This window comes from Nonomuraea sp. K271 (assembly GCF_009908215.1).
GTDB classification, from domain to species: Bacteria; Actinomycetota; Actinomycetes; order Streptosporangiales; family Streptosporangiaceae; genus Nonomuraea; species Nonomuraea longispora.
In genome coordinates this window covers 17,096-40,267 of the sequence record NZ_JAAAHR010000030.1, presented here as the reverse complement: position 1 = coordinate 40,267, position 23,172 = coordinate 17,096, and the positions used below count along the sequence as shown (strand labels likewise).

At 70.2% G+C, this 23,172-nt stretch carries 20 protein-coding genes; 2 read left to right on the top strand and 18 right to left on the bottom strand.

The features are described from left to right. Position 1: 1 nt before the first annotated feature. Both GUY59_RS13610 and GUY59_RS13605 read right to left on the bottom strand, forming a co-directional pair. Complete coding sequence (locus tag GUY59_RS13610) at positions 2-907, bottom strand: hypothetical protein (RefSeq protein ID WP_138200260.1); 906 nt, start codon at positions 905-907, stop codon at positions 2-4. 32 nt (positions 908-939) lie between these two features. After that, a complete protein-coding gene (locus GUY59_RS13605) occupies positions 940-1,833 on the bottom strand; it encodes a S66 peptidase family protein (RefSeq protein WP_138200259.1) in 894 nt (297 codons plus the stop codon). 88 nt (positions 1,834-1,921) lie between these two features. Between GUY59_RS13605 and GUY59_RS13600 the strand changes: the two genes are divergently transcribed. Then, the gene (locus GUY59_RS13600) at positions 1,922-2,809 is read left to right on the top strand and encodes a sulfotransferase family protein (RefSeq protein ID WP_138200258.1); all 888 of its coding nucleotides are present in this window, start codon (positions 1,922-1,924) and stop codon (positions 2,807-2,809) included. Here GUY59_RS13600 and GUY59_RS13595 read toward each other — a convergent pair. From GUY59_RS13595 to GUY59_RS13540, 12 genes are all read right to left on the bottom strand, one after another. Continuing rightward, positions 2,778-4,667, bottom strand: a complete 1,890-nt coding sequence (locus GUY59_RS13595) for an ABC transporter ATP-binding protein (RefSeq protein WP_138200257.1) — start codon at positions 4,665-4,667, stop codon at positions 2,778-2,780. The genes GUY59_RS13600 and GUY59_RS13595 overlap by 32 nt on opposite strands. 118 nt (positions 4,668-4,785) lie before the next feature. After that, on the bottom strand, positions 4,786-5,607 hold the full coding sequence (locus GUY59_RS13590) for an enoyl-CoA hydratase/isomerase family protein (RefSeq protein ID WP_138200256.1): 822 nt from the start codon (positions 5,605-5,607) through the stop codon (positions 4,786-4,788). Between the two features lie 147 nt (positions 5,608-5,754). Beyond that, on the bottom strand, positions 5,755-5,970 hold the full coding sequence (locus GUY59_RS13585) for a helix-turn-helix domain-containing protein (RefSeq protein WP_125642298.1): 216 nt from the start codon (positions 5,968-5,970) through the stop codon (positions 5,755-5,757). A gap of 113 nt (positions 5,971-6,083) precedes the next feature. Next, the gene (locus GUY59_RS13580; protein WP_132333155.1) at positions 6,084-7,682 is read right to left on the bottom strand and encodes an ABC-F family ATP-binding cassette domain-containing protein; all 1,599 of its coding nucleotides are present in this window, start codon (positions 7,680-7,682) and stop codon (positions 6,084-6,086) included. 111 nt (positions 7,683-7,793) lie between these two features. Continuing rightward, positions 7,794-10,373 (bottom strand): exo-rhamnogalacturonan lyase family protein, encoded by a 2,580-nt coding sequence (locus GUY59_RS13575; protein WP_138200255.1) that lies wholly within the window; start codon positions 10,371-10,373, stop codon positions 7,794-7,796. Positions 10,374-10,405: 32 nt separating this feature from the next. Further along, a complete protein-coding gene (locus GUY59_RS13570) occupies positions 10,406-11,314 on the bottom strand; it encodes a carbohydrate ABC transporter permease (RefSeq protein ID WP_171055346.1) in 909 nt (302 codons plus the stop codon). An 11-nt stretch (positions 11,315-11,325) separates the two neighbouring features. Next, positions 11,326-12,303 carry an ABC transporter permease gene (locus GUY59_RS13565; RefSeq protein WP_132333152.1) on the bottom strand — a complete coding sequence of 326 codons (978 nt, stop codon included), beginning with the start codon at positions 12,301-12,303 and terminating at the stop codon, positions 11,326-11,328. Between the two features lie 61 nt (positions 12,304-12,364). After that, positions 12,365-13,882, bottom strand: coding sequence for an extracellular solute-binding protein (locus tag GUY59_RS13560; protein WP_252374888.1), 1,518 nt, complete (start codon positions 13,880-13,882; stop codon positions 12,365-12,367). Between the two features lie 32 nt (positions 13,883-13,914). Then, on the bottom strand, positions 13,915-14,520 hold the full coding sequence (locus tag GUY59_RS13555; protein ID WP_236667131.1) for a YesL family protein: 606 nt from the start codon (positions 14,518-14,520) through the stop codon (positions 13,915-13,917). Between the two features lie 146 nt (positions 14,521-14,666). Then, positions 14,667-15,323 (bottom strand): DUF1961 family protein, encoded by a 657-nt coding sequence (locus GUY59_RS13550; protein ID WP_138200253.1) that lies wholly within the window; start codon positions 15,321-15,323, stop codon positions 14,667-14,669. 134 nt (positions 15,324-15,457) lie between these two features. Continuing rightward, positions 15,458-16,480: a LacI family DNA-binding transcriptional regulator gene (locus GUY59_RS13545; RefSeq protein ID WP_138200252.1), complete on the bottom strand. Its 1,023-nt coding sequence runs from the start codon at positions 16,478-16,480 to the stop codon at positions 15,458-15,460. 796 nt (positions 16,481-17,276) lie between these two features. After that, entirely contained in the window at positions 17,277-17,951 is a 675-nt protein-coding gene (locus GUY59_RS13540) for an acVLRF1 family peptidyl-tRNA hydrolase (RefSeq protein ID WP_138200251.1), read from the bottom strand. A gap of 120 nt (positions 17,952-18,071) precedes the next feature. Between GUY59_RS13540 and GUY59_RS13535 the strand changes: the two genes are divergently transcribed. Continuing rightward, positions 18,072-19,100, top strand: a complete 1,029-nt coding sequence (locus GUY59_RS13535) for an EAL domain-containing protein (protein ID WP_138200250.1) — start codon at positions 18,072-18,074, stop codon at positions 19,098-19,100. Between the two features lie 177 nt (positions 19,101-19,277). Here the strand turns inward: GUY59_RS13535 and hisG are convergent, their stop codons facing one another. From hisG to GUY59_RS13515, 4 genes are all read right to left on the bottom strand, one after another. Then, positions 19,278-20,123, bottom strand: a complete 846-nt coding sequence (hisG, locus tag GUY59_RS13530) for an ATP phosphoribosyltransferase (protein ID WP_138200249.1) — start codon at positions 20,121-20,123, stop codon at positions 19,278-19,280. Positions 20,124-20,184: 61 nt separating this feature from the next. Then, positions 20,185-20,448 (bottom strand): phosphoribosyl-ATP diphosphatase, encoded by a 264-nt coding sequence (locus GUY59_RS13525; protein WP_132333230.1) that lies wholly within the window; start codon positions 20,446-20,448, stop codon positions 20,185-20,187. Between the two features lie 213 nt (positions 20,449-20,661). Further along, positions 20,662-22,455, bottom strand: coding sequence for a DEAD/DEAH box helicase (locus tag GUY59_RS13520; RefSeq protein ID WP_138200248.1), 1,794 nt, complete (start codon positions 22,453-22,455; stop codon positions 20,662-20,664). Positions 22,456-22,761: 306 nt separating this feature from the next. Further along, positions 22,762-23,121: a metal-sulfur cluster assembly factor gene (locus tag GUY59_RS13515; protein WP_132333232.1), complete on the bottom strand. Its 360-nt coding sequence runs from the start codon at positions 23,119-23,121 to the stop codon at positions 22,762-22,764. Positions 23,122-23,172: the final 51 nt, after the last annotated feature.

The window sequence follows — 23,172 nt, the reverse complement described above, 5'->3', positions numbered from 1 at the left end:
GTCAGACGGCCAGCCGGGCCAGGACCTCGGCGAACTCCGGCGGCGGCGCCACGACGAGCCGGGCGTGGCCGCTCTGCAGCACGATGTCGGCCTTGATGAGCGTCAGCGCTCCCCGGTGCCACCAGTAGACCTGTGAGCTGAGCCCGTCGGTCTGGGCCGCGTGCACCCGCAGCCGCTCGATGGCCCGCACGACGCCGATCCCGTCGACCGGATGGAGGAGCAGGGTGTAGGGGTCGGGCAGCACCACGAGCGCCCCGTCGGCGGGCACGGGCAGGTAGGAGCCGAGCCAGCGCAGATGCGTGGCGGCCGCGGGGGTGGCCGCGGTCAGGCGGGTCACCGGGGTGCCCGACAACTCGATCCGCTCGACCAGCAGCCGCTCGTCGCGGCGTACGTTGGCCACGGCGAGGTCGAGGGCCCGCGCCGGCGGGACGGGCCAGCAGCCCGCCTCCTCGGGGCGCACGGCCCGTGTGCCGACGGTGAGCAGCTCCACGAGGTCGGCGTTGAGGTGGCGGCCCACCACGCGGGTCAGGTCGCTCACCTCGTCGACGGACTCGACCCGGGTGCGCATGAGCGGCTTGGCCTGCTCCAGGTCGCACACGTCGAGCCGGTCGCCGACGGTGGCGACGGCGTGGGCGAGGTGCTCGGAGACCAGCATCGGCCAGTCTTCCCTGGCTCTGCGCGCGGCCTCGCGCCGCAACCCGGTGAGCCGGACGACGAGCGGCTCGCCCGCGCCCGCGCCGGTGCCGGAGCCGGAGCCGGTGACGCTCGTCAGCCTCACGGAGCCTCCGTCGCGCGCGAACTCGAAGGAGTAGCCGAGCGACTCCGCGACGAGCGCGAGCAAGGAGTCGAGGTCGACGTCCTCGACCGGCCGGCGTGAGGGCTCGCGGTCACGCCCGAACAAATTCACGCGCCGTGTCCCTTCTGTCGGTTTCGTCCCTCCTACCTTGCCTGCTCCCCATCGCCGATCCGACCAGCCAGGGAGCACGATTCGGTATCGATAACACCAAGCGCTCCCAGCCACACGCTCATCTGTGGCGACCCGTGTCCCACCGGCAACCCCGCCACCACCGGCACCCCGAGCGGCCCCAGACGGTCGAGCAGCACGGGGTAGGGATCGCCGCAGTCGACCCACGAGCCGAGCGCGATGCCCCGCACCCCGTCGAACACCCCCGCCTGCAGCAACTGCGTCAGCATGCGGTCGATCCGGTAGGGCTCCTCCGTCACGTCCTCCAGGAAGGCGATCCGGCCCCGGAACGACGGCTGCCACCGGGTGCCGCACATGGAGGCGAGCAGCGACAGGTTACCGCCGGACAGCACGCCCTCGGCCCGCCCCGGCACCAGCACCCGGTCGCCGTGCACGACGCCTGTGGGGCCGAACAGCGCCGACTGCAGGCTCTCCCAGCTCCGCGGCTCCGGCGGCTTCTCGTCGGCCATGATCTTGGAGGCGGGCATCGGCCCGTGCAGCGTGGGCACGCCCAGCTCGATGGCGAACGCGTTGTGCAGCGCCGTGATGTCGCTCGACCCGACCAGGACCTTGCGGCCCGCCGCGCGCATGGCGTTCCAGTCGAGGCGGTCGAGCAGCCGCGCGGCGCCGTAGCCGCCCCGGCAGCAGAACACCGCGGAGACGGCCGGGTCGCACCAGGCCGCCTGCAGGTCGGCGGCCCTGGCCGCGTCGCTGCCCGCGAGGTAGTCGAGCCCCTGGCGGTCGAGCGCGTGCGCGCCGATCACCACCTTCAGCCCGAGCCCCTCCAGACGCTCGACGCCGCGCCTCAGCATCACGGCGTTGGGCGGGCCCGACGGCGAGACGATCGCGACGGTGTCACCAGTCTGCATTGATCAACTCCTTACATGCCTGCTTCGGTGAGCACCGATGCGGCGCTGGCTCGTTCACGTGCCAAACGGTGCCACACTTACCTGTCGTATGCGACTTCCGCCCCACATCCTCGTGGTCAACGGCATCAAGGTCCGCCGGCCGGTCTTCCTGCTCGGAGCCCCGCATTCCGGCACGGATCTGCTCGCCCGCGCCCTGAAACGATCCCCTGGCTTCCACGTGACGATGGGCCGCGCGAGCCTGGCGCACGTGGTGTACGCCTTCGCCCGCAAGCCGTCGCTCGCCGCCACGTCCGGCGCCGTGCGCGTCATGCGCGACGCCCTCGCCGAGTCGTGGCAGGTGCTGCCCCGATCGTGCGGCCAGTGCGCCGAGCCGTGCAGGGACGCGGGCGGCGTCACCGGCGCGGGCCCCTGCGTGAACGCCGGCGACGTCACCCGGTTCGGCGACGGCAGCCCCGACCTGCTCTACAGCGTGCCCGTGCTGCTCCAGGCGTTCCCTGACGCCCGGTTCGTGCAGCTCATCCGCGACGGCAGGGACGTCGTGGCCGGCATGCTGGCCGACCCGGCGTGCCTGACCTGGTTCAAGCCGGCGATGGTGACGGGCCAGACCGAGTTCCCCAACGCGTTCTTCGGCATCAGCAAGGACGAGCACCTCGACCGCTGGCGCGAGATGCCCGACTCGGGCAAGAGCGCGCTGCGCTGGCGCAGCGCCGTGCGGGTCAGCGCCGAACTGCGCAGGACCCTGCCCGAGGAGCGGCTCCTGACGCTGCGCTACGAGGACCTGGTGCTCAGACCGCCGCAGTCGGTGGCCACGCTCACGGAGTTCCTGCAGACGCGGGTGTCCAAGGTCGTCCTGTACGACCCCGCCGTCCCCATGCCGGGCGCCTGGAGGTCCCGGCTCACCCGCGACGACGTGAAGCTGGTGGAGAAGGTCGCCCGCGAGGAGCTCAAGCGGCTGGGCTACCTGAGGAAGAAGTGAACTGGGTGCGGTAGAGCTCGGCGTAGAGCCCGTCGCGCGCCAGCAGCTCGTCGTGCCTGCCGCGTTCGGCGATGCGGCCGTCGTGGACGACCAGGATCTCGTCGGCCTCCCTGATCGTCGACAGCCGGTGCGCGATGACCAGCGACGTGCGGCCCTCCAGCGCGGTCTTCAGCGCCACCTGCACCGCCGCCTCCGACTCGGAGTCGAGGTGGGCGGTGGCCTCGTCGAGCACCACCACGCGCGGTGCCTTGAGCAGCAGCCTGGCCAGCGCGAGGCGCTGCTTCTCGCCGCCGGACAGCCGGTAGCCGCGATCGCCCACCACGGTCTCCAGCCCGTCGGGCAGGCCCTCCACGAGGTCACCTATCTGCGCGGCCCTGAGAGCCTCCCAGATCTCCTCGTCCCCGGCCTCCGGCCTGGCATAGCGGAGGTTGGCCGCGATCGTGTCATGGAAGAGATGAGCGTCCTGCATGACCACCCCCACGGTGTCGCGCAGGGAGTCGAGGGTGGCGTCGCGCACGTCGAGCCCGTTGATCCTGACCGCGCCCTCGTCGACGTCGTAGAGGCGGGAGACCAGCGAGGTCATGGTCGTCTTCCCGGCGCCCGAGTGGCCGACGAGGGCGATCAGCTGCCCGGGCCCGGCCCGGAACGAGACCCCCTTCAGCACCGGCTGGGACGGCCCGGTGTCCTGCCGGGCGGCCGACTCCAGCGAGGCGAGGGAGACCTCCTCGGCGGAGGGGTAGCGGAAGCGCACGTCGTCGAACTCGATCGTCACCGGCCCCTCGGGCACCGGCACGGCGCCGGGGCGCTGCGCCACCATGGGTTCGAGGTCGAGGACCTCGAAGACCCGGTCGAAGCTCACCAGGGCCGTCATCACGTCCACGTGCACGTTGGACAGCGACGTCAGGGGGCCGTACAGGCGCATCAGCAGGGCCGCCAGGGCCACCAGCGTGCCCAGCTCGAAGACATCCGAGACGGACAGCACGCCGCCGATGCCGTAGACGAGGGCGGTGGCCAGCGCGGCCACGAGCCCGAGCGCCACCCTGAACACGGTGCCGTACATGCCGACGGTCACGCCCACGTCGCGGACCCTGGCGGCGCGGCTGCCGAACACCTCGGCGTCGTCCTCCGGCCGGCCGTAGAGCTTGGCGACCGTCGCGCCCGCCACGTTGAACCGCTCGGTGGTCACCGAGCTCATCTCGGCGTCGAGCTGCATCTGCTCCCGGGTCAGCGCCGACATGCGGCGGCCCACGAACTTGGCGGGGACGATGAAGATCGGCAGCAGCACCAGCGCGACCAGGGTGACCTGCCACGACAGGGCGAGCATGGCGCCAAGCACCAGGACCAGGCTGACGACGTTGGAGACCACGGACGACAGCGTGCTCGTCAGCGCCCGCTGGGCGCCGATCACGTCGGTGTTGAGCCTGCTGACCAGCGCGCCGGTCTGCGCCCGCATGAAGAACGCCACCGGCATGCGCTGCACGTGGCCGAACACCTCCGTGCGCAGGTCGAAGATCAGGCCCTCGCCGACGCGCGCGGAGAACCACCGCTGCACCAGCGTCAGCCCGGCGTCGACCAGGGCCAGCACGGCGATGGCCACGGCCAGCCCGACCACGATGTCCGGCCGCTTGGGCAGGATGCCGTCGTCGATGATCGCCTTCATCAGCAGCGGGTTGGCGATCACGATCACCGCGCCCAGCACGACGAGCCCGAGGAACGCCACGATCTGCCGGGTGTACGGCCTGGCGTAGCGCGCGATGCGCCGCACGACGCCGGGCCGCAGCCGCTGCCTGGTCACCGATTCGTCGCGCCGCAGGGACGCCATCACACCGGGGCCGAAGCCCCCGCCCATCATCGCCATTCGGGGTCCTCCCCCGGACTCAGCGCCACCATGGCGCACGAGGATTCCCGACTCAGCTCACCGCGAAATCGAGAGCCCTGGTCCGTCCGCGAGAACCCCCTGCCCACGCGGCCCCTGATCAGCCGAACAGGGCCTTGAGCCGGGCGGCCTGCTCGGCTCCCTCGGCCGCGCACTGCTCCTCCAGGGAACGGCCCTGCGCCCTCTGGAGAAGCCGCTTGGTCGCGGCGGCCGCGTCACGGTTGACGGCGAGCAGCTGCGCGATCTTGTCTTCTACCGCCTGGTCGAGGTCGCTGCCCGCGACCACCATTTCCGCGAGGCCGATCCGCACGGCCTCGTCCGCGTGCACCACCCTGGCCGTCAGGCACAGGTCCTTCGCCTTGGCCAGGCCGACCAGCTCGACCAGGGGCTTGGTGCCGGTCAGGTCGGGCACGAGGCCCAGCGCGGCCTCCTTCATGCAGAACGCGACGTCGTCGGCGACGATCCGCAGGTCGCAGGCGAGCGCCAACTGAAACCCAGCGCCGATCGCGTGCCCCCGCACGGCGGCGATGGAGACGATCTCCGGGCGGCGCAGCCACAGGTATCCCGCCTGAGCCTGCTGCAGGCGCTGCTCGAAGGTGGCGGCGTCAGCAGCGGCCGCCGAGCTGAAAGAGCCCTGTCCGGGCACCCCCTCCGGTGTGAACATTCGCAGGTCGATTCCTGCCGAGAAGGACGGTCCCTCACCTTTCACGACGACGACGCGCACCTGCTCGGGCAGGTTCTCGCCGATGCCAGCCAGTGCCGACCATGTCGCGAACGTCATGGCGTTGCGCTTTTCCGGCCGGTCCAGCGTGATCGTCGCTATCTCACCGTCCACCTCGAATCGGAGCCCGTCTTGCGCCGGCTGCCCGGCTGAGACGTCCTCCGCATACCCCCCGCGCTGTTGCGCCTGCGCTTCCGCCATCGCCCGCTCCTCGTGTCCCGGCCGCGCACGGGGTGCGCTGCAGAGTGCTGACCGTCGCGCCCGAGCCTACAGAATGTCGTTCTGGCCCGGGCGCGACGTCGGCTGTCAAGGGACGAGCGGCTGCGGTCGCACGTTCCGAGGCGGCCGTCAGCGCTTGGACTTGCCCCGGGTCGCCCCGCCGCGCCCGCGCAGAGTCACGCCGGACTCGCTAAGGATGCGGTGGATGAACCCGTAGGACCGGCCGGTGGAAGCGGCCAGGGCGCGGATGCTCTCGCCCTGGGCATAGCGCTTCTTGAGATCGCCGGCCAGTTTTTCCCGGTCGGCCCCGGTGACCCGGGTGCCCTTCTTCAGTGTCTCGGCCACGAGTACCTCCTGTAGTGCCGGACTTCCGCAGCGTTACTCCGCCATGATCAGTCATTTCAGCGGGATCGGCTACCTACTCCACGGGAAAAGATCCGTACCCACTCAAATTAAGATCAGGCAAGTGCCACAAGATCGGAAAATTCGTCGCTCCATGCGTCTTCAGTTCCGTCAGGTAGCAAGATCACCCTATCCGGTGACAGGGCGTCAACGGCACCCTCGTCATGCGTGACTAGGACGATTGCCCCTGAATACGACCTTAGAGCGTTGAGAACCTGCTCGCGGCTGACCGGGTCGAGGTTGTTCGTGGGCTCGTCGAGAAGCAGGACATTGGCGCTCGAAAGCACCAGGATGGCCAGCGCGAGCCGGGTCTTCTCGCCGCCGGAGAGCACCCCGGCAGGCTTGTCGGCGTCGTCTCCGGAGAACAGGAACGAGCCGAGCACCTTGCGCAACTCGGTGTCGGTGAACTGGCCACCGGCCGAGCGCATGTTCTCCAGGAGCGTGCGGTCGTTGTCGAGGGTCTCGTGCTCCTGGGCGTAATAACCGATCTTGAGGCCGTGACCGGGCCTGATCTCACCGGTGTCGGGCTTTTCCACGCCGCCGAGCAGGCGCAGCAGCGTGGTCTTGCCCGCGCCGTTGAGGCCGAGGATGACGACGCGGTGACCGCGGTCGATGGCCACGTTGACGTCGGTGAAGACCTCGAGCGAGCCGTACGACTTCGACAGGCCCTCGGCCATGAGCGGGGTGCGCCCGCACGGCTGCGGCTCGGGGAACCGGAGCTTGGCCACCTTGTCGCTCTGGCGCTCCTCCTCCGTGCCGGCGAGCAACCGGTGCGCGCGCCGCATCATGTCCTGGGCGGCCTTGGCCTTGGTGGCCTTGGCGCGCATCTTGTCGGCCTGCGCCAGCAGCGCGCCCGCCTGCTTCTCGGCGTTGGCGCGCTCGCGCTTCCTGCGCTTTTCGTCGGTCTCGCGCTGGGCGAGGTAGGCCTTCCAGCCCACGTTGTAGTGGTCGATCACCGAGCGGTTGGCGTCGAGGTGCAGGACCTTGTTGACCGTCGCTTCAAGAAGGCCTACGTCGTGGCTGATGATCACCAAGCCGCCTTGATGGGATCGCAAAAAATCCCGAAGCCACCCGATTGAGTCCGCATCTAGGTGGTTTGTTGGCTCGTCGAGAAGGAGAGTTTCCGCTCCGCTGAAAAGAATTCTCGCCAATTCGACGCGCCTGCGCTGACCCCCGGAAAGCGTTTGCAACGGCTGCGTGAGCACCCTGTCCGGCAGGCCGAGGCTGGAGGCGATGGAGGCGGCCTCCGACTCGGCCGCGTAGCCGCCGAGCACGTGCATCTGGTCCTCGAGGCGGCCGTACCGCTTCACCGCCCGCTCGCGCGTGCGGTCGTCGGCGGAGGACATGCCGAGCTCGGCCGCACGCAGCTCGCGCAGCACCTGGTCGAGCCCGCGCGCCGACAGGATGCGGTCGCGGGCCAGCACCTGCAGGTCGCCGGTGCGCGGGTCCTGCGGCAGGTAGCCGACACTGCCGGACCTGGTGACGGTGCCGGACGCGGGCAACCCCTCGCCCGCCAGCACCCTGGTCAGGGTCGTCTTGCCCGCGCCGTTGCGGCCGACGAGCCCGATCTTGTCGCCGGGATTGACCCGGAACGTGGCTTTCTCGATGAGCAGGCGCGCGCCCGCGCGCAGCTCGATATCGCTGGCGATGATCATGGTGGCGGAACACTCCCGAGCTAGGAAACGAGGGTTGGGGCGTGCGACGCCGATCAATCGGGAGTATGCATACCGATCAGTGTAGAGCCCCCGCAGGGGCCCCACCCCTGGTTAACCGTCCGCCAGGTGCTCCCCGATCAGGGCCAGGTTGCAGATCGCGGCCAGGCCGTACTGCGCCGCGCTGTTGGTGGACACGAACGGCGCCTCACGCACCGGCGAGGGCACCTCAGGGCCGTCGACCGTCGTCAGCTCCCACTTCTCCTCGTGCTGCAGCGGATTGCGGTTGAGCTGGTCCCCCTCGCCGAGCCGGAACTTGCGCCACGCCCACGCGGCCAGCTCGTCGTCGCCGGTGCGGGCCGCGGCGTACGCGGTGAGCCTGCTGTGCGCCTGGATCAGCGAGATCCCGCGCAGCGGCCGGCCCACCTCCGCCTCCTGCTGCCCGGGGGTGGCGAGATAGAGGCGGCAGTACTCCAGCCACGCCTCCTCGAAACCCGGGACGCCGAGGTCGAGCGCGATGAGCTCCGCGCAGATCTCCGGCAGCCCGAACAGCGACGACAGGTGGGAGACGGAGATCTGGTCCCGCGAGGTGTCGAAGCGGCCCGTCCCGAGGTTCAGCCGGCCCTCGCCGGACAGGAACCGGCGCGGCATCGCGCCGATGTCGGCCATCGTGCCCAGCAGCCGGTCCCTGGCCCGCTCGTCGCCGTGCCGCTCCCACCGGGCCAGCCACGCCGCCGCCAGCGAGCCCCAGTCCGTGCCCAGGCCGACCGACAGCGCCGCCGGATCGGGTGTGTAGACGTCCTCGCGTACCTTGCGCGTCGGGTCGATCGCCAGGAACGTCTCCTCCGGCGTGCTCAGCTCGTCCATGAGGTCGCCGGTGCGCTCGTCGGCCGTCAGGTAGTAGTAGAAGCGGCGATAGGCGGCGTTGGAGATGCGCAGCTGTTTGCAGCTGCAGCCCCAGTGCTGCACGTTGTGCCGGCTGCCCAGGCCCTTCCACCTGCCGAGATGGTAGACGTCGACCTCGCCCGTGTGCCGGGTCATGGCCTCGGCGAACCGGAAGACGTCGGCGCGTCCCGTACGCAGATACTGCAGCCACAACCACAGGTCGGGCGACAGCTCCGAGTTGTCCCACGCGTAGCCGCCCACGTCGTAACGCCAGGTGTGCCGGTCGGGGTCGTAGGTGTGCATGACGTCGCCGTAGTCCCAGAACCCGTACCACCTGCGCTGCTCGCGCTCCATCACGTACAGGTCGAACAGGAAGTCCAGGCGGTCCTCGATCAGGGCGCGCGCCGGCGTGGAGCGGTCGGGCAGCCCCCAGACCCCGAACACGCCTGCCTCGCGCGCCCGCTCGGGCGCCACGGCCAGCAGTCCCGGCCGGTCCAGCGCGGCGGCGTGCGCGGCCAGGTCCGCGGCGGAGGGCGTGGCGTCGCAGGCGCGCAGGGTCAGCTCGTGCGTACGCGCCACGCCGTGGGCGTCGCCGAAGCCCGGCTCGTAGTCCTCATACGTGATCTCCAGCCCTTCGAGCTGCTCGGCGAACGTGTCCTGGCCCATGCCGTCGTGGTAGAAGCGCAGGTCCATGGCCGGCGCGGACGGCGACCACAACCAGACGGTCGCCGTGGCCATGCCGGTGGCGGCGTTCCTGACGTCGAGGCGGGTGGGGTGCAGGCGCCAGAAGTCGCGCAGCCCGAAGCCGAGGCCCCCACTGACGCCACCGACGTAGCCGTAGCCGCCCGAGCGCGTCCCCGAGGGGATCGTCACCCATGCGTGGCCGTCCGCGGTGCGTTTGCGCAACGTGAAGCCGTCGGCCGAGCCCTGGTCGAGCGTGTAGTCGTTCCAGGCGGGGATGAGGTGCAGCCGGCTCGCCACCTCGGGGGCGATCTCCCCGGCCGGCCTGCCCTCGACCTGCGCCCGGCGTACGTGCTCGCCCGGGTCGCGGCGCAGGCCGGTCAGACCGCGTACCGCCTCGGTGAGGAAACCCTCCGCCCCGGCCAGCCGTACGTGCCGGTCGTGGAGCTGATCGCGCATGACCACGTCGGCGCGCAGGCCGAGCCCGGCCAGGAAGTCGCGCTCCGGGTCACCGTCCCAGACGAACGTGTGCATGATCCGCACCTGTTCGGCGCCGGCGTGGAAGTACAGGCGCACGGTGAACGGCAGCCAGTCACCGTGCCGGCCCTCCAGCCGCACGACGGCGCGCAGCGGGCCGTCCTGCTCGACGGTGACGCTCTCGACGACGCCCTCGCCCTGCTCGCGGGCCACGGCGCCGCCCTCGTCGGGGGTGGGCTCCTCCTGCCGGAGGCTGACCAGGCGGACGTTCCTCGCGATCTCGCGGTTCCCGCGCGAGATCGACCGGGCGACCGTCCCGCCGCCGAGCTCCCAGGTGACCACGCCCGTGCTCACGACCAGCCCACCGCGCTCGCGTGCCACGGTCACGGCCGTGGCGGGCGCGGCGGGCTCGCGACCCGGTTCCAGCCGGTACGCCCGCGCGACGTCCCGCTGCGCGCCGATGGCGTGGGCCGACCACTTGACCGAGCCGTCGGGCCAGGTGGCGGTCACCCAGCTCTGCACGGGCACCTCGCGGCCCGCGTCGTCGGCCAGGGCGAACGGCGCGTCCCGCGCCACCGCGCCGCGCGGCCACGGGACCCCCCAGGTCGTTCCTTCCTCACCCGGACGGTCCAGCCAGCGAAGCTCGGTCATGTGCTCTCCTTCAGTCGGGGTGGGGCCCGGCCTCATTCCTTGACCGATCCGATCAGCACGCCCTTGGCGAAGTGTTTCTGCAGGAACGGGTAGAAGAACAGGATCGGCAGGGTCGCGATGACGACGACGGCGAACTTGAGGCCCTGCTCGGGCGGCACCCAGGTCCGGTCCATCTGGGACAGGGCGGTGGCGGCGTCGGTGCTGGTCAGCTGCCGCACGAGGACCTGCAGCGTCCACTTGTCCGGGTCGCTTATGTACAGCAGCGGCGACATGTAGTCGTTCCAGATGGCCACCGCGTAGAACAGCGAGAACGTGGCGATGACCGGCTTGGACAACGGCAGGACGATCTTGAAGAACACGCCCATCTCGTTGCAGCCGTCGATGCGCGCCGCCTCCTCCAGGGCCTGCGGCAGCTCCTGGAAGAAGCTCTTGACGATGATCAGGTAGAACGGGTTGATCGCCAGCGGCAGGATCAGCGCCCAATAGCTGTCGAGCAGCCCCAGGTCACGCACCACCAGATAGGTGGGGATCATGCCGCCCGAGAAGACCATCGTGAAGATGACCAGGTTCAGTACCAGCGCCCTGCCCGGGAGATAGCGTTTGGCCAGCGGGTAGGCCATGGTGAACGTCAGCAACAGCTGGACCACCGTGCCGACCGCCGTCACGACGACGGTCGTGAGCAGGGCGCGGACGAACGTGTCGGTGGCGAAGATGTACGCGTACGACTCGGTGACGAACTTCTCCGGCCACAGGAAGAACGGGCGCGAGGAGATCTCCGCCTCGCCCGCGAACGATCCGGCCAGCACATAAAGCAGCGGCAGCACCGTGATCAACGCCAGCCCGACGAGCACGACGACGTTGAGCGTGTCGAACACGCGGCCGGAGAGCGAGCTGTTGTTGTCGACCGGCTGCGTGGCCTTGGTCTCGGTCATGGTCGGCATGCCGGGGCTCCTCAGAACAGTCCACGCTGGCCGAGGCGCTTGGCCAGCCAGTTCGAGCCGAAGATCAGGATGACGCCCGCCACGCCCTTGAACAGGCCGACGGCGGTGGAGTAGCTGATGGCGCCCTGGGTGATGCCGGCGTAGTAGACGTAGGTGTCGAACACGTCGGCCACCGAGCGGTTCAGCGAGGTGGTCATGAGCCAGATCTGCTCGAAACCGGAGTCGAGCAGGTTGCCCGAGGCGAGGATCGCCATCACGACGACCGTCGGGCGGATCGCGGGCAGGGTGACGTGCCAGAGCTGGCGGAAGCGTCCCGCGCCGTCCATGCGGGCGGCCTCGTAGAGGTTGGGGTCGACGCCCGCCAGCGCGGCGAGGTAGATGATCGTGCCCCAGCCGGTTTGTTTCCACAACTGCTGCAGAATGATCAATGGCCGGAACCATTCCTCCTGCGCCATGTAGTCGACCCTCGCGGTGTCACCGAGAACGTCGCGGATCCATCCGGAGATCACACCGAAGTCCGCCGCGAACAGCAGGTACGTCAGCGACGCGACGATCGTCCAGGACAGGAAGTGCGGGATGTAGATCAGCGACTGGACCGAGCGCTTGACGAGGCTGACGCGCAGCTCGTTGAGCATCAGGGCGACGATGATCGGCGCGGGGAAGACGATGACGACGTGCAGCAGCGCCAGGAACAGCGTGTTGAACATCAGCCGGCCGAAGTCGGGGCCGGAGAACAGATCCTCGAAGTGTTTGAAGCCGACCCAGGGGCTGCCCGAGTAGCCGAGGAAGGGCAGGAAGTCCTGGAACGCGATCGTCACGCCGTACATCGGCAGGTACTTGAAGAGCACGAAGTAGGCGACACCCGGAACGAGCATCAGGTAGAGCCAGCGGTAGCGCCTCAGCGCCGCGCGGAGCGGCACCTTGCCGGCCTTCCGCTTCTTCGTCTCGGTGGCCGCCTTCGGTGGAGGCGGCGCCAGGTCGGTGGCCACAGCGGCCTCCCTTCATGTGAGAGGCCCGGGAGCGCGGGCCCCGGGCCTCTCGACGCGGCGTCTACTGGCCGAGCTTGGACACCAGGTCGTTGATCTCGGCGGCCACCTGCGTGCCGCCGCTGTCGTACCAGCGCTTGATCTCCGCCTTGAGCTGGTCCTCGGTGAAGGTGCCCGACAGATACTTGATCCGGGCGTCCGAAACGATCTTGTCGATCTGAGCGCCCTTCGCGACGGCGGTGGGCGAGATCACGGGCAGCGCCACGTTGTGCACGGCCGTCTTGAGGTCCTCCTCCACCAGTTCCTTCTGGAGCGCGAGCATCTTCTGGTAAGGCTCCCCCGACGGCACCCGCTGGTAGGCGATTCCGCCGATGGACACGTCACCCTTGGTGCTGAGCTGGATGAACGCGTCGTCCACGTCGTTCTGGATGGTCTTGACCTCGGGGTCGTCCTCGTTGATCAGCGCGGCGGTGTCACCGTTCTCGACCTTGAAGTTGCGGCCCTCGATGCCGTTGGTGAGCAGGACCTGGCCCTCCTTGGTCGCCAGCTTGTCGAGGGTCTTCAGCACGTTGTCGAGCTCCGCCTCGGTCCTCACGCTCTGCTTGGAGATGGCCAGAGAGTCGAGGTAGCCGGTGAACGGATAGGAGAACTTCTTGCCGTCGGAGCGCTTGAGGTTGCCGACCATGGTGACCTTGTCGCCGTAGGTCTCCTTGTCCTGCTCGTAGAACAGGTCGAGCCACTGCCTGGAGCGGATGTTGACGTCGATGATGATGCCGCCCCGGTTCTGCTGGACGGGGTCGTTCCACTTGCCGGCGTCGAGGGTGGCGAAGTCGGGGTTGACCATGCCGCCGTCGACCATCTTCTTCAGCCACCGGTTGGCCTCGAGGAACTCGGGGGTGTCGAAGCCGGGCACGATCTTGCCGTTGCGCTCGCCCCAGCCGTTGGGGGCGCCGAACCAGGTCTCGATCACGTCGTACGGGCTGGAGCTGGCGTAGTCGCCCGGCCATTTCGGGATGACGAGCCCGTAGGTGTCCTTCTTGCCGTTGCCGTCCGGGTCCTTCTCGGTGAACGCCTTGGCGATCTCGTAGAGGTCGTCGACCGTCTCGGGCTCGTCGAGGCCGACCTTCTCCAGCCAGTCCTTGCGGATGACGACCGCCGAGCGCAGGAGCGGCCGCATCCGGTACAGGCCGTAGGTCCTGCCGTTGACGGAGGCGTTGAGCGCCGTCTGCGCGTCGGCGGGCTTGAGGTTCGGGTACTTGTCCAGCTTGTCGGTGAGGTCCCAGAAGGCTCCGGCCTGGGCTGCCTTGACGAAGGCCGGGAGGTGGGGGTCCACGACCATGACCTGCGGGAGGTCGTCCGAGGCCAGCGTGACGTTCAGCTTCTCGGTGTACTCGGCGTTGGGCACCCAGGTGATCCTCAGTTTCTTGCCGAGGAACTTCTCGACCGCCTGGTGCATCTCCCCCTCGGGGTCTGGCGCGGTGCCGAACAACTTCGACATGAAGGTGATCGTGCCGGGGTCGGACTGGGGCGCGTCACCGCCGGAGCAGGCCGAGGCGGTGAGGGCGACCGTTAGCGTTAACACACCGGCAAGGAGCCGCCGGCGACGGGATGCGCTCATGAGTTCCCTTTCGAATGCAGCCGCGCCTCGTTCTCCTCGAAGAAGCGCTGACAGAGCCACGTGTTGAGGTAGATCCACGCGCCGGCGCCGATCACCGGGGCCAGGACGGGCAGCACCGCGGTCGCGTAGGCGATGGACGAGAGCACCAGCAGCAACAGCACGGACGAAGCCGGACGCATGAGTGCCAGCTGTGTCGCTTTGGGCCAGTAGGCCCACAGCGGAAGGTCGTAGTGCACGTAGAGCGGGCCGACGTACGCCCCCACGCCGGCCACCGCGATGAGCGCCGCGAAGGTCGCGATCCGCAGCGTCCCCATCCCCGGCCCGGCGGCCGACAGGTAGAGGTAGTTGCCGACCAGCACGATGGCGAGCGCCGCGACGGGAAGGACCAGCAGCGAGGCACGGACGAACTCCCGCCGGTAGACGATCCAGAAGTCTCCCCAGTGAATCGATTCACCCCGGGCGTGGCGACGTGCGACGGTGTACGCGGCCACGGTGGCGGGCCCGAGCCCGAGGAGCACGCCGCCGAGCATGGTGAAGGCGATCCACATCAGGTTGAGCCTGGCCGCCCAGAAGATCTCCGAGCAGACTGCTTGAACCTTCATTGACATGGCTGGATGGCTCATCCCGCAGCACCTTCTGACGGCGTGTGCGCGGACACGGGGGCGGAGTGTTGCGCCGTGGTTCCCCCGCCGTTACGAGAGGGTGAACCCCGGTGGTGTTGCGAAATTAGTGTTGAATCGACTCAAAGTCAATGACGCGAAATCCGCAGATTTCCGTACTCGCCGATGAGCGGAGCCATCTGCCGGAACCCGATCTTGCCTCCTGCCAGGGCAGGCCCGCCCACAGCGCCGTCGTCGGCCCACCGGAACGAGACCAAATCGTTGACCGAGAACGTTACCTCGCCGGCGCGCACGTCGATGCGCATCGCGTACGGGCCGTCGGCGTCGAGCACCCCGGGCAGCGGGTCCGGCCCCTGCGCGACCAGGTGGAACCCGTGGCTCTTGCGCAGGTTGCAGGTGTGCAGGGCGCGCTCCGACGCCCACATGCGGCGGAAGTAGGAGATGTGGTAGGCGTCGATGTCGCCGTGGTGGTACTGCTCGTACGGACCGGTGCGCCTGGCCAGGCCCGGGTCGAAGAGGTCGGCGCCCTTCCTGCCCCTGGCGTGGAAGAACATGATGGCGAGGCCGGGTTCCCTGATCGGCAGGAAGTCCCACTCGATCCGCACATCGGCGGGCAGGTCCGCGGGGCACCAGAGCACGACGTTGGCCGCCTGGCCGTCGGACGGCGGCCTGCGGCTCTCCAGGCGCATCCGGCCCTGGGGGAAGGACGTGACGCCGTCGCCCTCCATGCGGAAACCCGCCAGGTCCTCCGGACGGGCCAGGGCGTTGCGGTAGAGCTCGGTCAAGGGGGCTCCTTCCGGGAGTCGCGCCGTACGTGCGGCGTCCCCGGCCTCGGGTCATACGCCGCCGCGGCCGGGTACGGCGTCGCGCCGGGCACCCGGGCACGGGCCTACGGCGCCGGGCGGCTGGATGAAACGGTTCACGGCTGGGGGCGGTAGGGCGCGCTGGACTCGCGGACCACCAGGTCGGGCTGGAAGATGACCTGCCGGTGCCGGTGCCGTCCGGGCTCGGCCACCTCTTCGAGCAGTAAGTCGATCGCCGTGCGGCCCAGCAGCTCGCGCGGCTGCCGCACCGACGACAGCGGCACCGCGGCCGCCGCGGCGAAGTCGATGTCGTCGTAGCCGATGATGGCCAGGTCGTCGGGCACCCGCAGGCCGTGCGTGGCCATCGCCTGGAGCAGGCCGAGCGCCATCATGTCGTTGGCGCAGAAGGCGGCCGTGGGCCGCTCGGCGGCCGGCAGCGCCGCCATGCGCTCGCCGATGGCCCGCCCCTCGGCGACGGTCAGCGCGGGCGCGGTGGCGGTGAGCAGCTCGACGTCGCCGCCGGCGGCGGCCACCGCCCCGGCCACGCCCGCGTGCCGGTCGGCCACCTGCTTGACCGACATCGGCCCTCCGACGAACACGATCCGCCGGTGCCCGCGCTCGATGAGGTGCGCCCCGGCGATCTGCCCGCCCAGCCGGTCGTCGACCGCCACCGAGCACTGCAGGCCGGTGGCCGGGCTGTCGACCAGCACCACGGGAATCCCGCGGGCGGACAGTTCCTGTGGCCAGGGCGTCTCCGCCTCGACGGGGGTGATGAGGATGCCCATCACGCGCTGCTGTTCGAGCTGATCGAGGTGGCGGCGCTCACGACCGGCGTCACCGGCGCTGTTGCACAGCACCACCATCGTGTCGTGGTCGTCGGCCACCGCCTCGGCGCCCCTCGCCACGTCGACGAAGAAGGGGTTGGCCACGTCGAGCACGACGAGCCCGACCGTGCGGCTGTGGCCCACCCGCAGGTGGCGCGCCACCTCGTTGCGGACGAACCCCAGCTCCTTGATGGCGTCGAAGACGCGTTCGCGGGTGGCGGGCGACACGATCTCCGGGCGGTTGAGCACGTTGCTCACCGTGCCCACCGAGACGCGCGCCAGCTGCGCGACCTCCTTGATGTTCCTGGTCGCCATCGATCCTCACGAGGCCGTGCCGCTGTAAGTGCATGAGCCGCTACTCGGGAAGGTGGTCCGCGGACGCGGCCACCGTGCAGAAACCGCTTCCTGCCGGTGGGACGGCCGGACGCCGCCCACCGTGAACCCGGCCATCATAGCGGCAATCAAGATTGAATTGAATCGACTCAACCCTTGTCGGACAGGTAAGGACTCGGGGGCCTGCATGCGCCGGGCATCAGGCGCAGGTGTCTCCCGAGGTCGGCGGGCGACCGGTGAAGGGGGCGGCCATGCCTTCCCACGAGCCCTCAGGGCTCGTGGGAAGGCAGCGGTGATCGGGTCCAGAAGCAGAACCGGTACGCCGCCTGCGACGTACATGGAGGGCTTCTTCATCCGATCGTCTTCCACGCTGCCCGGCGCGATCACCTCCGCCGCCATCAGCGGACCCGAAGACATCAACTCCCGGTCGCCCCAGCGACGGCAGTCAGGCGGGGCGAGCACGAAATCGGGCTCGCCCGGGGTCCGAGGTCCATCGATACAGACATCCACATCGCCTGCGAAGCCGTCCCGGCCGCGTCGAACGAGCAGAGGAAGCAACGCGGTAGATCAGCATCGCGATTCTTGAAGGCTCGGGGGTGCCGACGGGGCTCACGATCAATCTCCCATCGATGACCTCGGCGCGAAGGCCGGGAAGGGACGGCTGCCCGGTCTCACACCCGGTCCTTCGCCGCCTCCCGTGAGACCCGGATGAGGCGGCTGCGGAGGTCCGCCTGATCCCCGGCATGGAGAGAACCCCGCCGATCCGGCGCGCAGGGGCTCATCCGGGAGAGCTGACGCCTGGAGCATCCACCACTCGGACGCGGACCGCGCGGAACGTGGCCGGGGTGTCCTTCAGCACCGCCAGCTTCGGGTCGGGCACCACCAGGAAGGGCTCGCTCTCCAGGGCCAGCAGGGGCGCGAGCCGCCGGTCGTGCCGCAGGGCGTCGACGGCCCGCCGGTCCCCGCCGAGCACCACCGCGTCCAGCTCCCCCAGGTGCGGCGACAACACCCGGACGGCCGTCGCCACCGCGTCGTCGAACGCCTGGGCCGCCTGCTTGCGCCGCCGCCTGGCGAAGCGCTGCTGCGACCATCCCCCGGCCGCCGTGCGCCCCTGCACCAGCCGTGACCCCACTTTCGACGCGACGAGCCCGGACCCGTGGAAGACACCAGCGGCGTACCCGCCGAGCCGCACCAGGAACACCCCCACCCGCCGCTCCGCGGACGCGTGGGCGACCAGCCGGGTGACGTGGGGCGGGCCAGGAGGCGTCATGGGAGGGAAGGGCACGTGCAGTTCGGCCCGGGCGCCGTCGTCGGCGAGCAGCCGCACCACCCGGTCGTCCCCCGAGGCGGAGAAGGGCCCGTGACGACCGGCGAACCCGTCGATCCACGGGTGCAGGCGCTCCGGCGGCACGGTCACCCACCGGCCGCCGCCGCTGGCCGGACGGGCGTTCATGATGGGAAGGCTAGCCGAAGCCATGTCGGTAGGAGCGGGCGAGAACCCGAACGGAAATGTCGGTTAATTTTGGTTCGCGGGACTTCTGCGACGGTTGTGGCTACAGGAGCATCTGTACACGTGTCCTCCCTGCTCACCAGCCCCATCGTGGATCTCGACACCGGAGCCGTCATCGCGCACCCGGCCGTCGTCGACCCGGCCGGCGTCCTCCGGGCGGCCCCGCTCCCCATGGTGCTCGAACTTCCCATCCGGGTGGTCCTGCCGGGCGCCGGCGCGCTGGCTCCCCTCCACGAGGCGCTCAGGAGGGCGGGCAGGCATCCGCGCGAGGCCATCCTGCTGCTCACCGGAGCGTGCCACGAGCAGGACCGGCCGCTGCTCAGGGCCGGGCTGGACGGCCTGCGCACGATCGGCTACCTACTCGGGTTCGCGGGCGTCGGCACCACCGGCGGCGCGGCGCTCGACCTGGTCACCGAGTCGTCGCCGTACCTGTTGGCGCTCGATCCCGAGCTGGTCACGCGCATCCCCGCCGACCACCGGGCGACCGCGGTGGCGCGGGCGGTGGTGTCGCTGGCCCGCGGCATCGGGGCGCACGTCCTGGCTCCGGGCGTCGAGCGCGAGCCGCAGGTGGCGGTGGCGCGCGGCCTCGGCGTACGCCTCGCGCACGGCCCCCTGCTGGCCCCCGGCCCCGACGGCAAGGTACGCGTGCCGCTGCCCGTCGCCGACGAGTCGCCCGCCACGGTGATGCTCGGCCCGCGCGTGCAGGAGCTGCTGATTCCTGCGGTGACGCTGCCGGAGGAGGCGCGGGCGGAGGAGGCGGTGGCGGCGTTCGGGCATGAGCCGACGATCACCAGTGTGATCCTGGTGGATGAGTTCCAGCGGCCGAAGGGCAGCCTGGACCGCAGCCGGTTCCTGCTGTCGTTCGCCGCCCGTTACGGGCACGCCCTGCACGGCGCGAAGCCGGCGCAGCGGCTGGCCGACCCGCCGCGCACGGTCCCGCGGACGGCCCCTGCGATCGCGGCCATGCAGGCGGCGAGCAGGGACGCGGCCCGCGTCTATGACGACCTGGTGGTGACCGACGAACTCAACCGCTGCCTGGGCATCGTCCGCATTTCCGACCTGATCAGGCAGGTCACCGCGATCCAGGGCTGACGCCCTCCCCGCGCGTCCGACCTCCGCCAGCATGACCGGCCCTCCGCCCGCGCGACCCGGCCCTCCGCCAGCACGGGAGCTTCCGGCTGCGTACCGGCCTTCCCTCAGCGACAGGCTCTTCGCAGAGCGCGCGGGCGCCCGGGGGCGTGTCGTGCCCGGGGGCGCCCGCGGAAGATGTCAGAGGCGGCAGGCGTAGATGTCGGTGACCAGGATCGCCCGGGCGCCGATGTCCCAGAGCTGGTCCATCACCTGCTGGTGGCCTTGGCGCCGGACCATCGCGCGCACGGCCACCCACCCCTCGCGGTGCAGCGGGGAGACCGTCGGCCCCTCCATGCCGGGCGTGAGGGCGATGGCCTCCTCTATGCGCTCGGCGCGGATGTCGTAGTCCATCATGACGAAGTCGCGGGCGTGCACGACGCCCTGGAGGCGGCGTACGAGCTGGTCGCGGCCCTGCGTCTGCGGCGCGCTCTGCTGTTTGATCAGCACGGCCTCCGAGCGCATGATCGGCTCGCCGAACACCTCGAGGCCGACGTTGCGCAGCGTCGTGCCGGTCTCCACGACGTCGGCGATGGCGTCGGCCACGCCCAGGCGGATCGCGGTCTCGACGGCGCCGTCGAGTTTGATCACGCGGGCGTCGACGCCCTGGTCTGAGAGGTATTTGTCGAGCAGCCCCGCGTAGGAGGTGGCGATGCGCCGGCCGTCGAGGTCTTTGACCGACGACATCGTGCCCGCCATGGCGGCCAGCCGGAAGGTGGAGCCGCCGAAACCGAGCGGCATGATCTCCTCGGCCGGGGCGCCCGAGTCGATCAGCATGTCGCGGCCGGTGATGCCGGCGTCGAGAGTGCCCTCGCCGACGTAGATGGCGATGTCGCGGGGCCGCAGGAAGAACAGCTCGCAGCCGCTGGCCTCGTCGACCACCACGAGCTCTTTGCTGTCCCTGCGCGGCCGGTAGCCGGCCTCTTTGAGCATGCTCTGGGCGGCCTCGCTGAGGGCGCCTTTGTTCGGTACTGCCAGACGCAGCATGTCAGGTCCTTGTCGTCTCTGTCGCTTCTCCAGGGCTTGCCGGTGACGGGCGCGTCGCGCCCTAGAGATGCTTGTAGACCTGGTCGAGCCCGATGCCCTTGGCGATCATGAGCACCTGCACGTGGTAGAGCAGTTGGGAGATCTCCTCGGCGGCTCTGTCGTCCGACTCGTGCTCGGCGGCCATCCAGCTCTCGGCGGCCTCCTCGACGACCTTCTTGCCGATGGCATGGACGCCGGCGTCGAGCGCGGCCACGGTGCCCGAGCCCGCCGGCCGGGTCATGGCTTTCTCTGACAGCTCGGCGAACAGCTCTTCGAAGGTCTTCATGGTCTCTCTCGTCGATTGGCTGACGTGCCTGTCAAGCCTAGTCTGCGCCAGGCACTGGCGCTGCCCGGTGTCCGCCACGCGGGACGCGCGAGCACAGCGCTCCTTCACCCGCGGCATCGCGCTCAGCGGCCTGCAGGGCTGATCCCCGTACGGAACGGCGCTGCCCGCCGCACCTGGGCAGGTGCGGCGGGCAGCGGCGATGGTGAACGGGCGTCAGCGCTCGTAGCGGCCGGAATTGCGGCGGTAGCCGCCCTTGCCGCGCTCCCCCGAGCGGAAGCCGTCACGCGGCCCACGCTCGTCGGGGCGGCCGCCGCCGGAGCGGTAGCCGTCGCGCGGGCCCGTGGCAGCGCGGTCGTCGGAGCGGTAGCCGCGCTCGCGGTCGGCCGAGAACGGGCGGCCGCGGTCGGAGGCGTAGCGCGGGCCCGTGGCAGCGCGGTCGTCGGAGCGGAACCCGCCCCGCTGGCCGCGGTCGTCCTGGCGGACGGGGGGACGGTCGTCGGAGCGGTAGCCGCCGCGCGGCCTGCCGTCACGGGGCTCCTGGCCGCGGCTGAAGGGCCGCTCGCCGCCCTGGTCGTGGCGGCGCGGACGCCGGTCACCGTCGAACTCCCTGCGCGGGCCGCGGTCGTCACCCGACGCGAACGGCCGCTCGCCGCCCTGGTCGTGGCGGCGCGGGCGCCGGTCGCCGTCGAAGTCGCGGCGCGGGCGGCGGCCGCGCCGCTCGGAGCCGTTGTGGCCGCCGTCACGGCGGGGCCGCAGCGGCTTGCGCACGTCGGGCTCCCAGACGGGGACGGGCTCGCCGCTCGGTGTGCGGGCCCCCGTCACCTCGGCGAGTCTGGGGTGCCCCGCGGTGACCTTCAGGCGGAACGGGTGGATGCCGGCGCGCCGGGTGAGCGCGTCGGTCGAGCGCCGCTCGTTGGGCAGCACCAGCGTGACCACGGTGCCCTTCTCGCCGGCGCGGGCCGTACGGCCGCCCCTGTGCAGGTAGCTCTTGTGGTCCTGCGGCGGGTCCACGTGCAGCACCAGGCTGATGTTGTCGACGTGGATGCCCCGCGCCGCGACGTCGGTGCAGACGAGCACGCCGATGGAGCCCTCGCGGAACTCGGCGAGGATGCGGGTGCGCTGGTTCTGGCGCTTGCCGCCGTGCAGGCCGCCCGCCTTGACACCGACCCTGGCCAGCTGCTTGCACAGCCGGTCGACGCCGTGCTGGGTGCGGACGAAGATGATCGTACGGCCCTCGCGGTTGGCGATCGCGGCCGTGACGTCGAACTTGTCGTCGCGCGTGACCTGCATCACGTGGTGCTCCATGGTGTCGACCGGGGAGGTCGCGGGGGCCACGGAGTGGGTGATCGGGTTCTTCAGGAAACGCCGCACCAGCTTGTCGACGTCGCCGTCGAGCGTGGCGGAGAACAGCAGCCGCTGCCCGTCGGCCGGCGTCTGCCCCAGCAGCTCGGTGACGACGGGGAAGAAGCCGAGGTCGCACATGTGGTCGGCCTCGTCGAGGACACTGACCTCGATCTCCGACAGGGAGCACTCACCCTGCCTGATCAGGTCGCCCAGGCGGCCCGGCGTGGCGATGACCACGTCGACGCCGCGCCGCAGCGCCTCGATCTGCTTGCCCATCGACATGCCGCCGACGATGACCTTCATGCGCAGCCCGAGGCCGCGACCGAGAGGTTCGAGGGCGTCGTGCACCTGGAGGGCCAGCTCCCGGGTCGGCACGAGGATCATGGCCTTGGGCCTGCCGGGGGCGGGGCGCACACCCGCGATGCGGGCCATGGTGGGAAGGCCGAAGGCGAGCGTCTTGCCGGAGCCGGTCTGGCCGCGGCCGAGCACGTCGTGGCCGGCGAGCACGTCGGGGATCGTCGCGCTCTGGATGGCGAACGGGCTGTCGAAGCCCAGCTTGGCCAGCCCGTTGACGAGCGGCTTCGGCAGGCCGAGCAGCTCGAACTCGGAGGGGCCAGGCTCGGGAGTGGTCTCGCCGAGCTCGGGCATGACAGCGTCAAGCATGGTCACGAAATTCGTGCCTTTCCGTCGAAGTGGCGCGTCACTTCTGCGAAAGGACGAGCCGGGACGTACGGCGCTGGCCGTACACGTTCAAGGGCACCCGCCGTCGGGGCGGGTCGAGAATGAGGGAGACACACCGGGGCACCGGCCGCAGGCGGCGCGAGACGCGCAATGAGACGTCAGGTGCGTTTGGTGCCAACGCCGGGATGTTATCGGATATTCCCCGGATGGGCCCGGACCTTCCAAAACCCGCCTGGCACACACACTGAAACGGCCGACGCTTGACGCCAGCCGCAACAGCAGAAAAGATCAGACGTTAAAGCCTAGCATACGCAGTTGCTCACGGCCTTCATCAGTGATCTTGTCCGGCCCCCACGGCGGCAGCCAGACCCAGTTGATCTTGACATCGGAGACCATGCCGTCCAGCGCGGAGTGGGCCTGGTCCTCGATGACGTCGGTCAGGGGACAGGCCGCGCTGGTCAGCGTCATGTCGATGGTCGCCACCACCTGCCCGTCGTCGGACGGGTCGAGATTGAGCCCGTAGACCAGGCCCAGATCGACCACGTTGATGCCGAGCTCGGGGTCGACGACGTCCTTGAGCGCCTCCATGACCTCGTCAACGTTCGTGTCACCCTCGAAGCCGGTCGGGGTCTCCACTGGCTTGCTCATGACGCCTCCTTCGCGGTCGTGAGCGAACCACCAGGTCGCATCGTGCCTTCG

What these genes read in the sequence shown, in the direction of transcription:
- GUY59_RS13580 (WP_132333155.1), bottom strand. Translation starts at nt 7,682, where the DNA reads ATGATCATCGCCAGCGATATCGAGCTGCGCGCGGGCGCGCGCCTGCTC.
- hisG (WP_138200249.1), bottom strand. Translation starts at nt 20,123, where the DNA reads ATGCTGCGTCTGGCAGTACCGAACAAAGGCGCCCTCAGCGAGGCCGCC.
- GUY59_RS13555 (WP_236667131.1), bottom strand. Translation starts at nt 14,520, where the DNA reads ATGAAGGTTCAAGCAGTCTGCTCGGAGATCTTCTGGGCGGCCAGGCTC.
- GUY59_RS13520 (WP_138200248.1), bottom strand. Translation starts at nt 22,455, where the DNA reads ATGCTTGACGCTGTCATGCCCGAGCTCGGCGAGACCACTCCCGAGCCT.
- GUY59_RS13595 (WP_138200257.1), bottom strand. Translation starts at nt 4,667, where the DNA reads ATGGCGATGATGGGCGGGGGCTTCGGCCCCGGTGTGATGGCGTCCCTG.
- GUY59_RS13600 (WP_138200258.1), top strand. Translation starts at nt 1,922, where the DNA reads ATGCGACTTCCGCCCCACATCCTCGTGGTCAACGGCATCAAGGTCCGC.
- GUY59_RS13605 (WP_138200259.1), bottom strand. Translation starts at nt 1,833, where the DNA reads ATGCAGACTGGTGACACCGTCGCGATCGTCTCGCCGTCGGGCCCGCCC.
- GUY59_RS13515 (WP_132333232.1), bottom strand. Translation starts at nt 23,121, where the DNA reads ATGAGCAAGCCAGTGGAGACCCCGACCGGCTTCGAGGGTGACACGAAC.
- GUY59_RS13540 (WP_138200251.1), bottom strand. Translation starts at nt 17,951, where the DNA reads ATGAACGCCCGTCCGGCCAGCGGCGGCGGCCGGTGGGTGACCGTGCCG.
- GUY59_RS13570 (WP_171055346.1), bottom strand. Translation starts at nt 11,314, where the DNA reads ATGCCGACCATGACCGAGACCAAGGCCACGCAGCCGGTCGACAACAAC.
- GUY59_RS13545 (WP_138200252.1), bottom strand. Translation starts at nt 16,480, where the DNA reads ATGGCGACCAGGAACATCAAGGAGGTCGCGCAGCTGGCGCGCGTCTCG.
- GUY59_RS13575 (WP_138200255.1), bottom strand. Translation starts at nt 10,373, where the DNA reads ATGACCGAGCTTCGCTGGCTGGACCGTCCGGGTGAGGAAGGAACGACC.
- GUY59_RS13525 (WP_132333230.1), bottom strand. Translation starts at nt 20,448, where the DNA reads ATGAAGACCTTCGAAGAGCTGTTCGCCGAGCTGTCAGAGAAAGCCATG.
- GUY59_RS13590 (WP_138200256.1), bottom strand. Translation starts at nt 5,607, where the DNA reads ATGGCGGAAGCGCAGGCGCAACAGCGCGGGGGGTATGCGGAGGACGTC.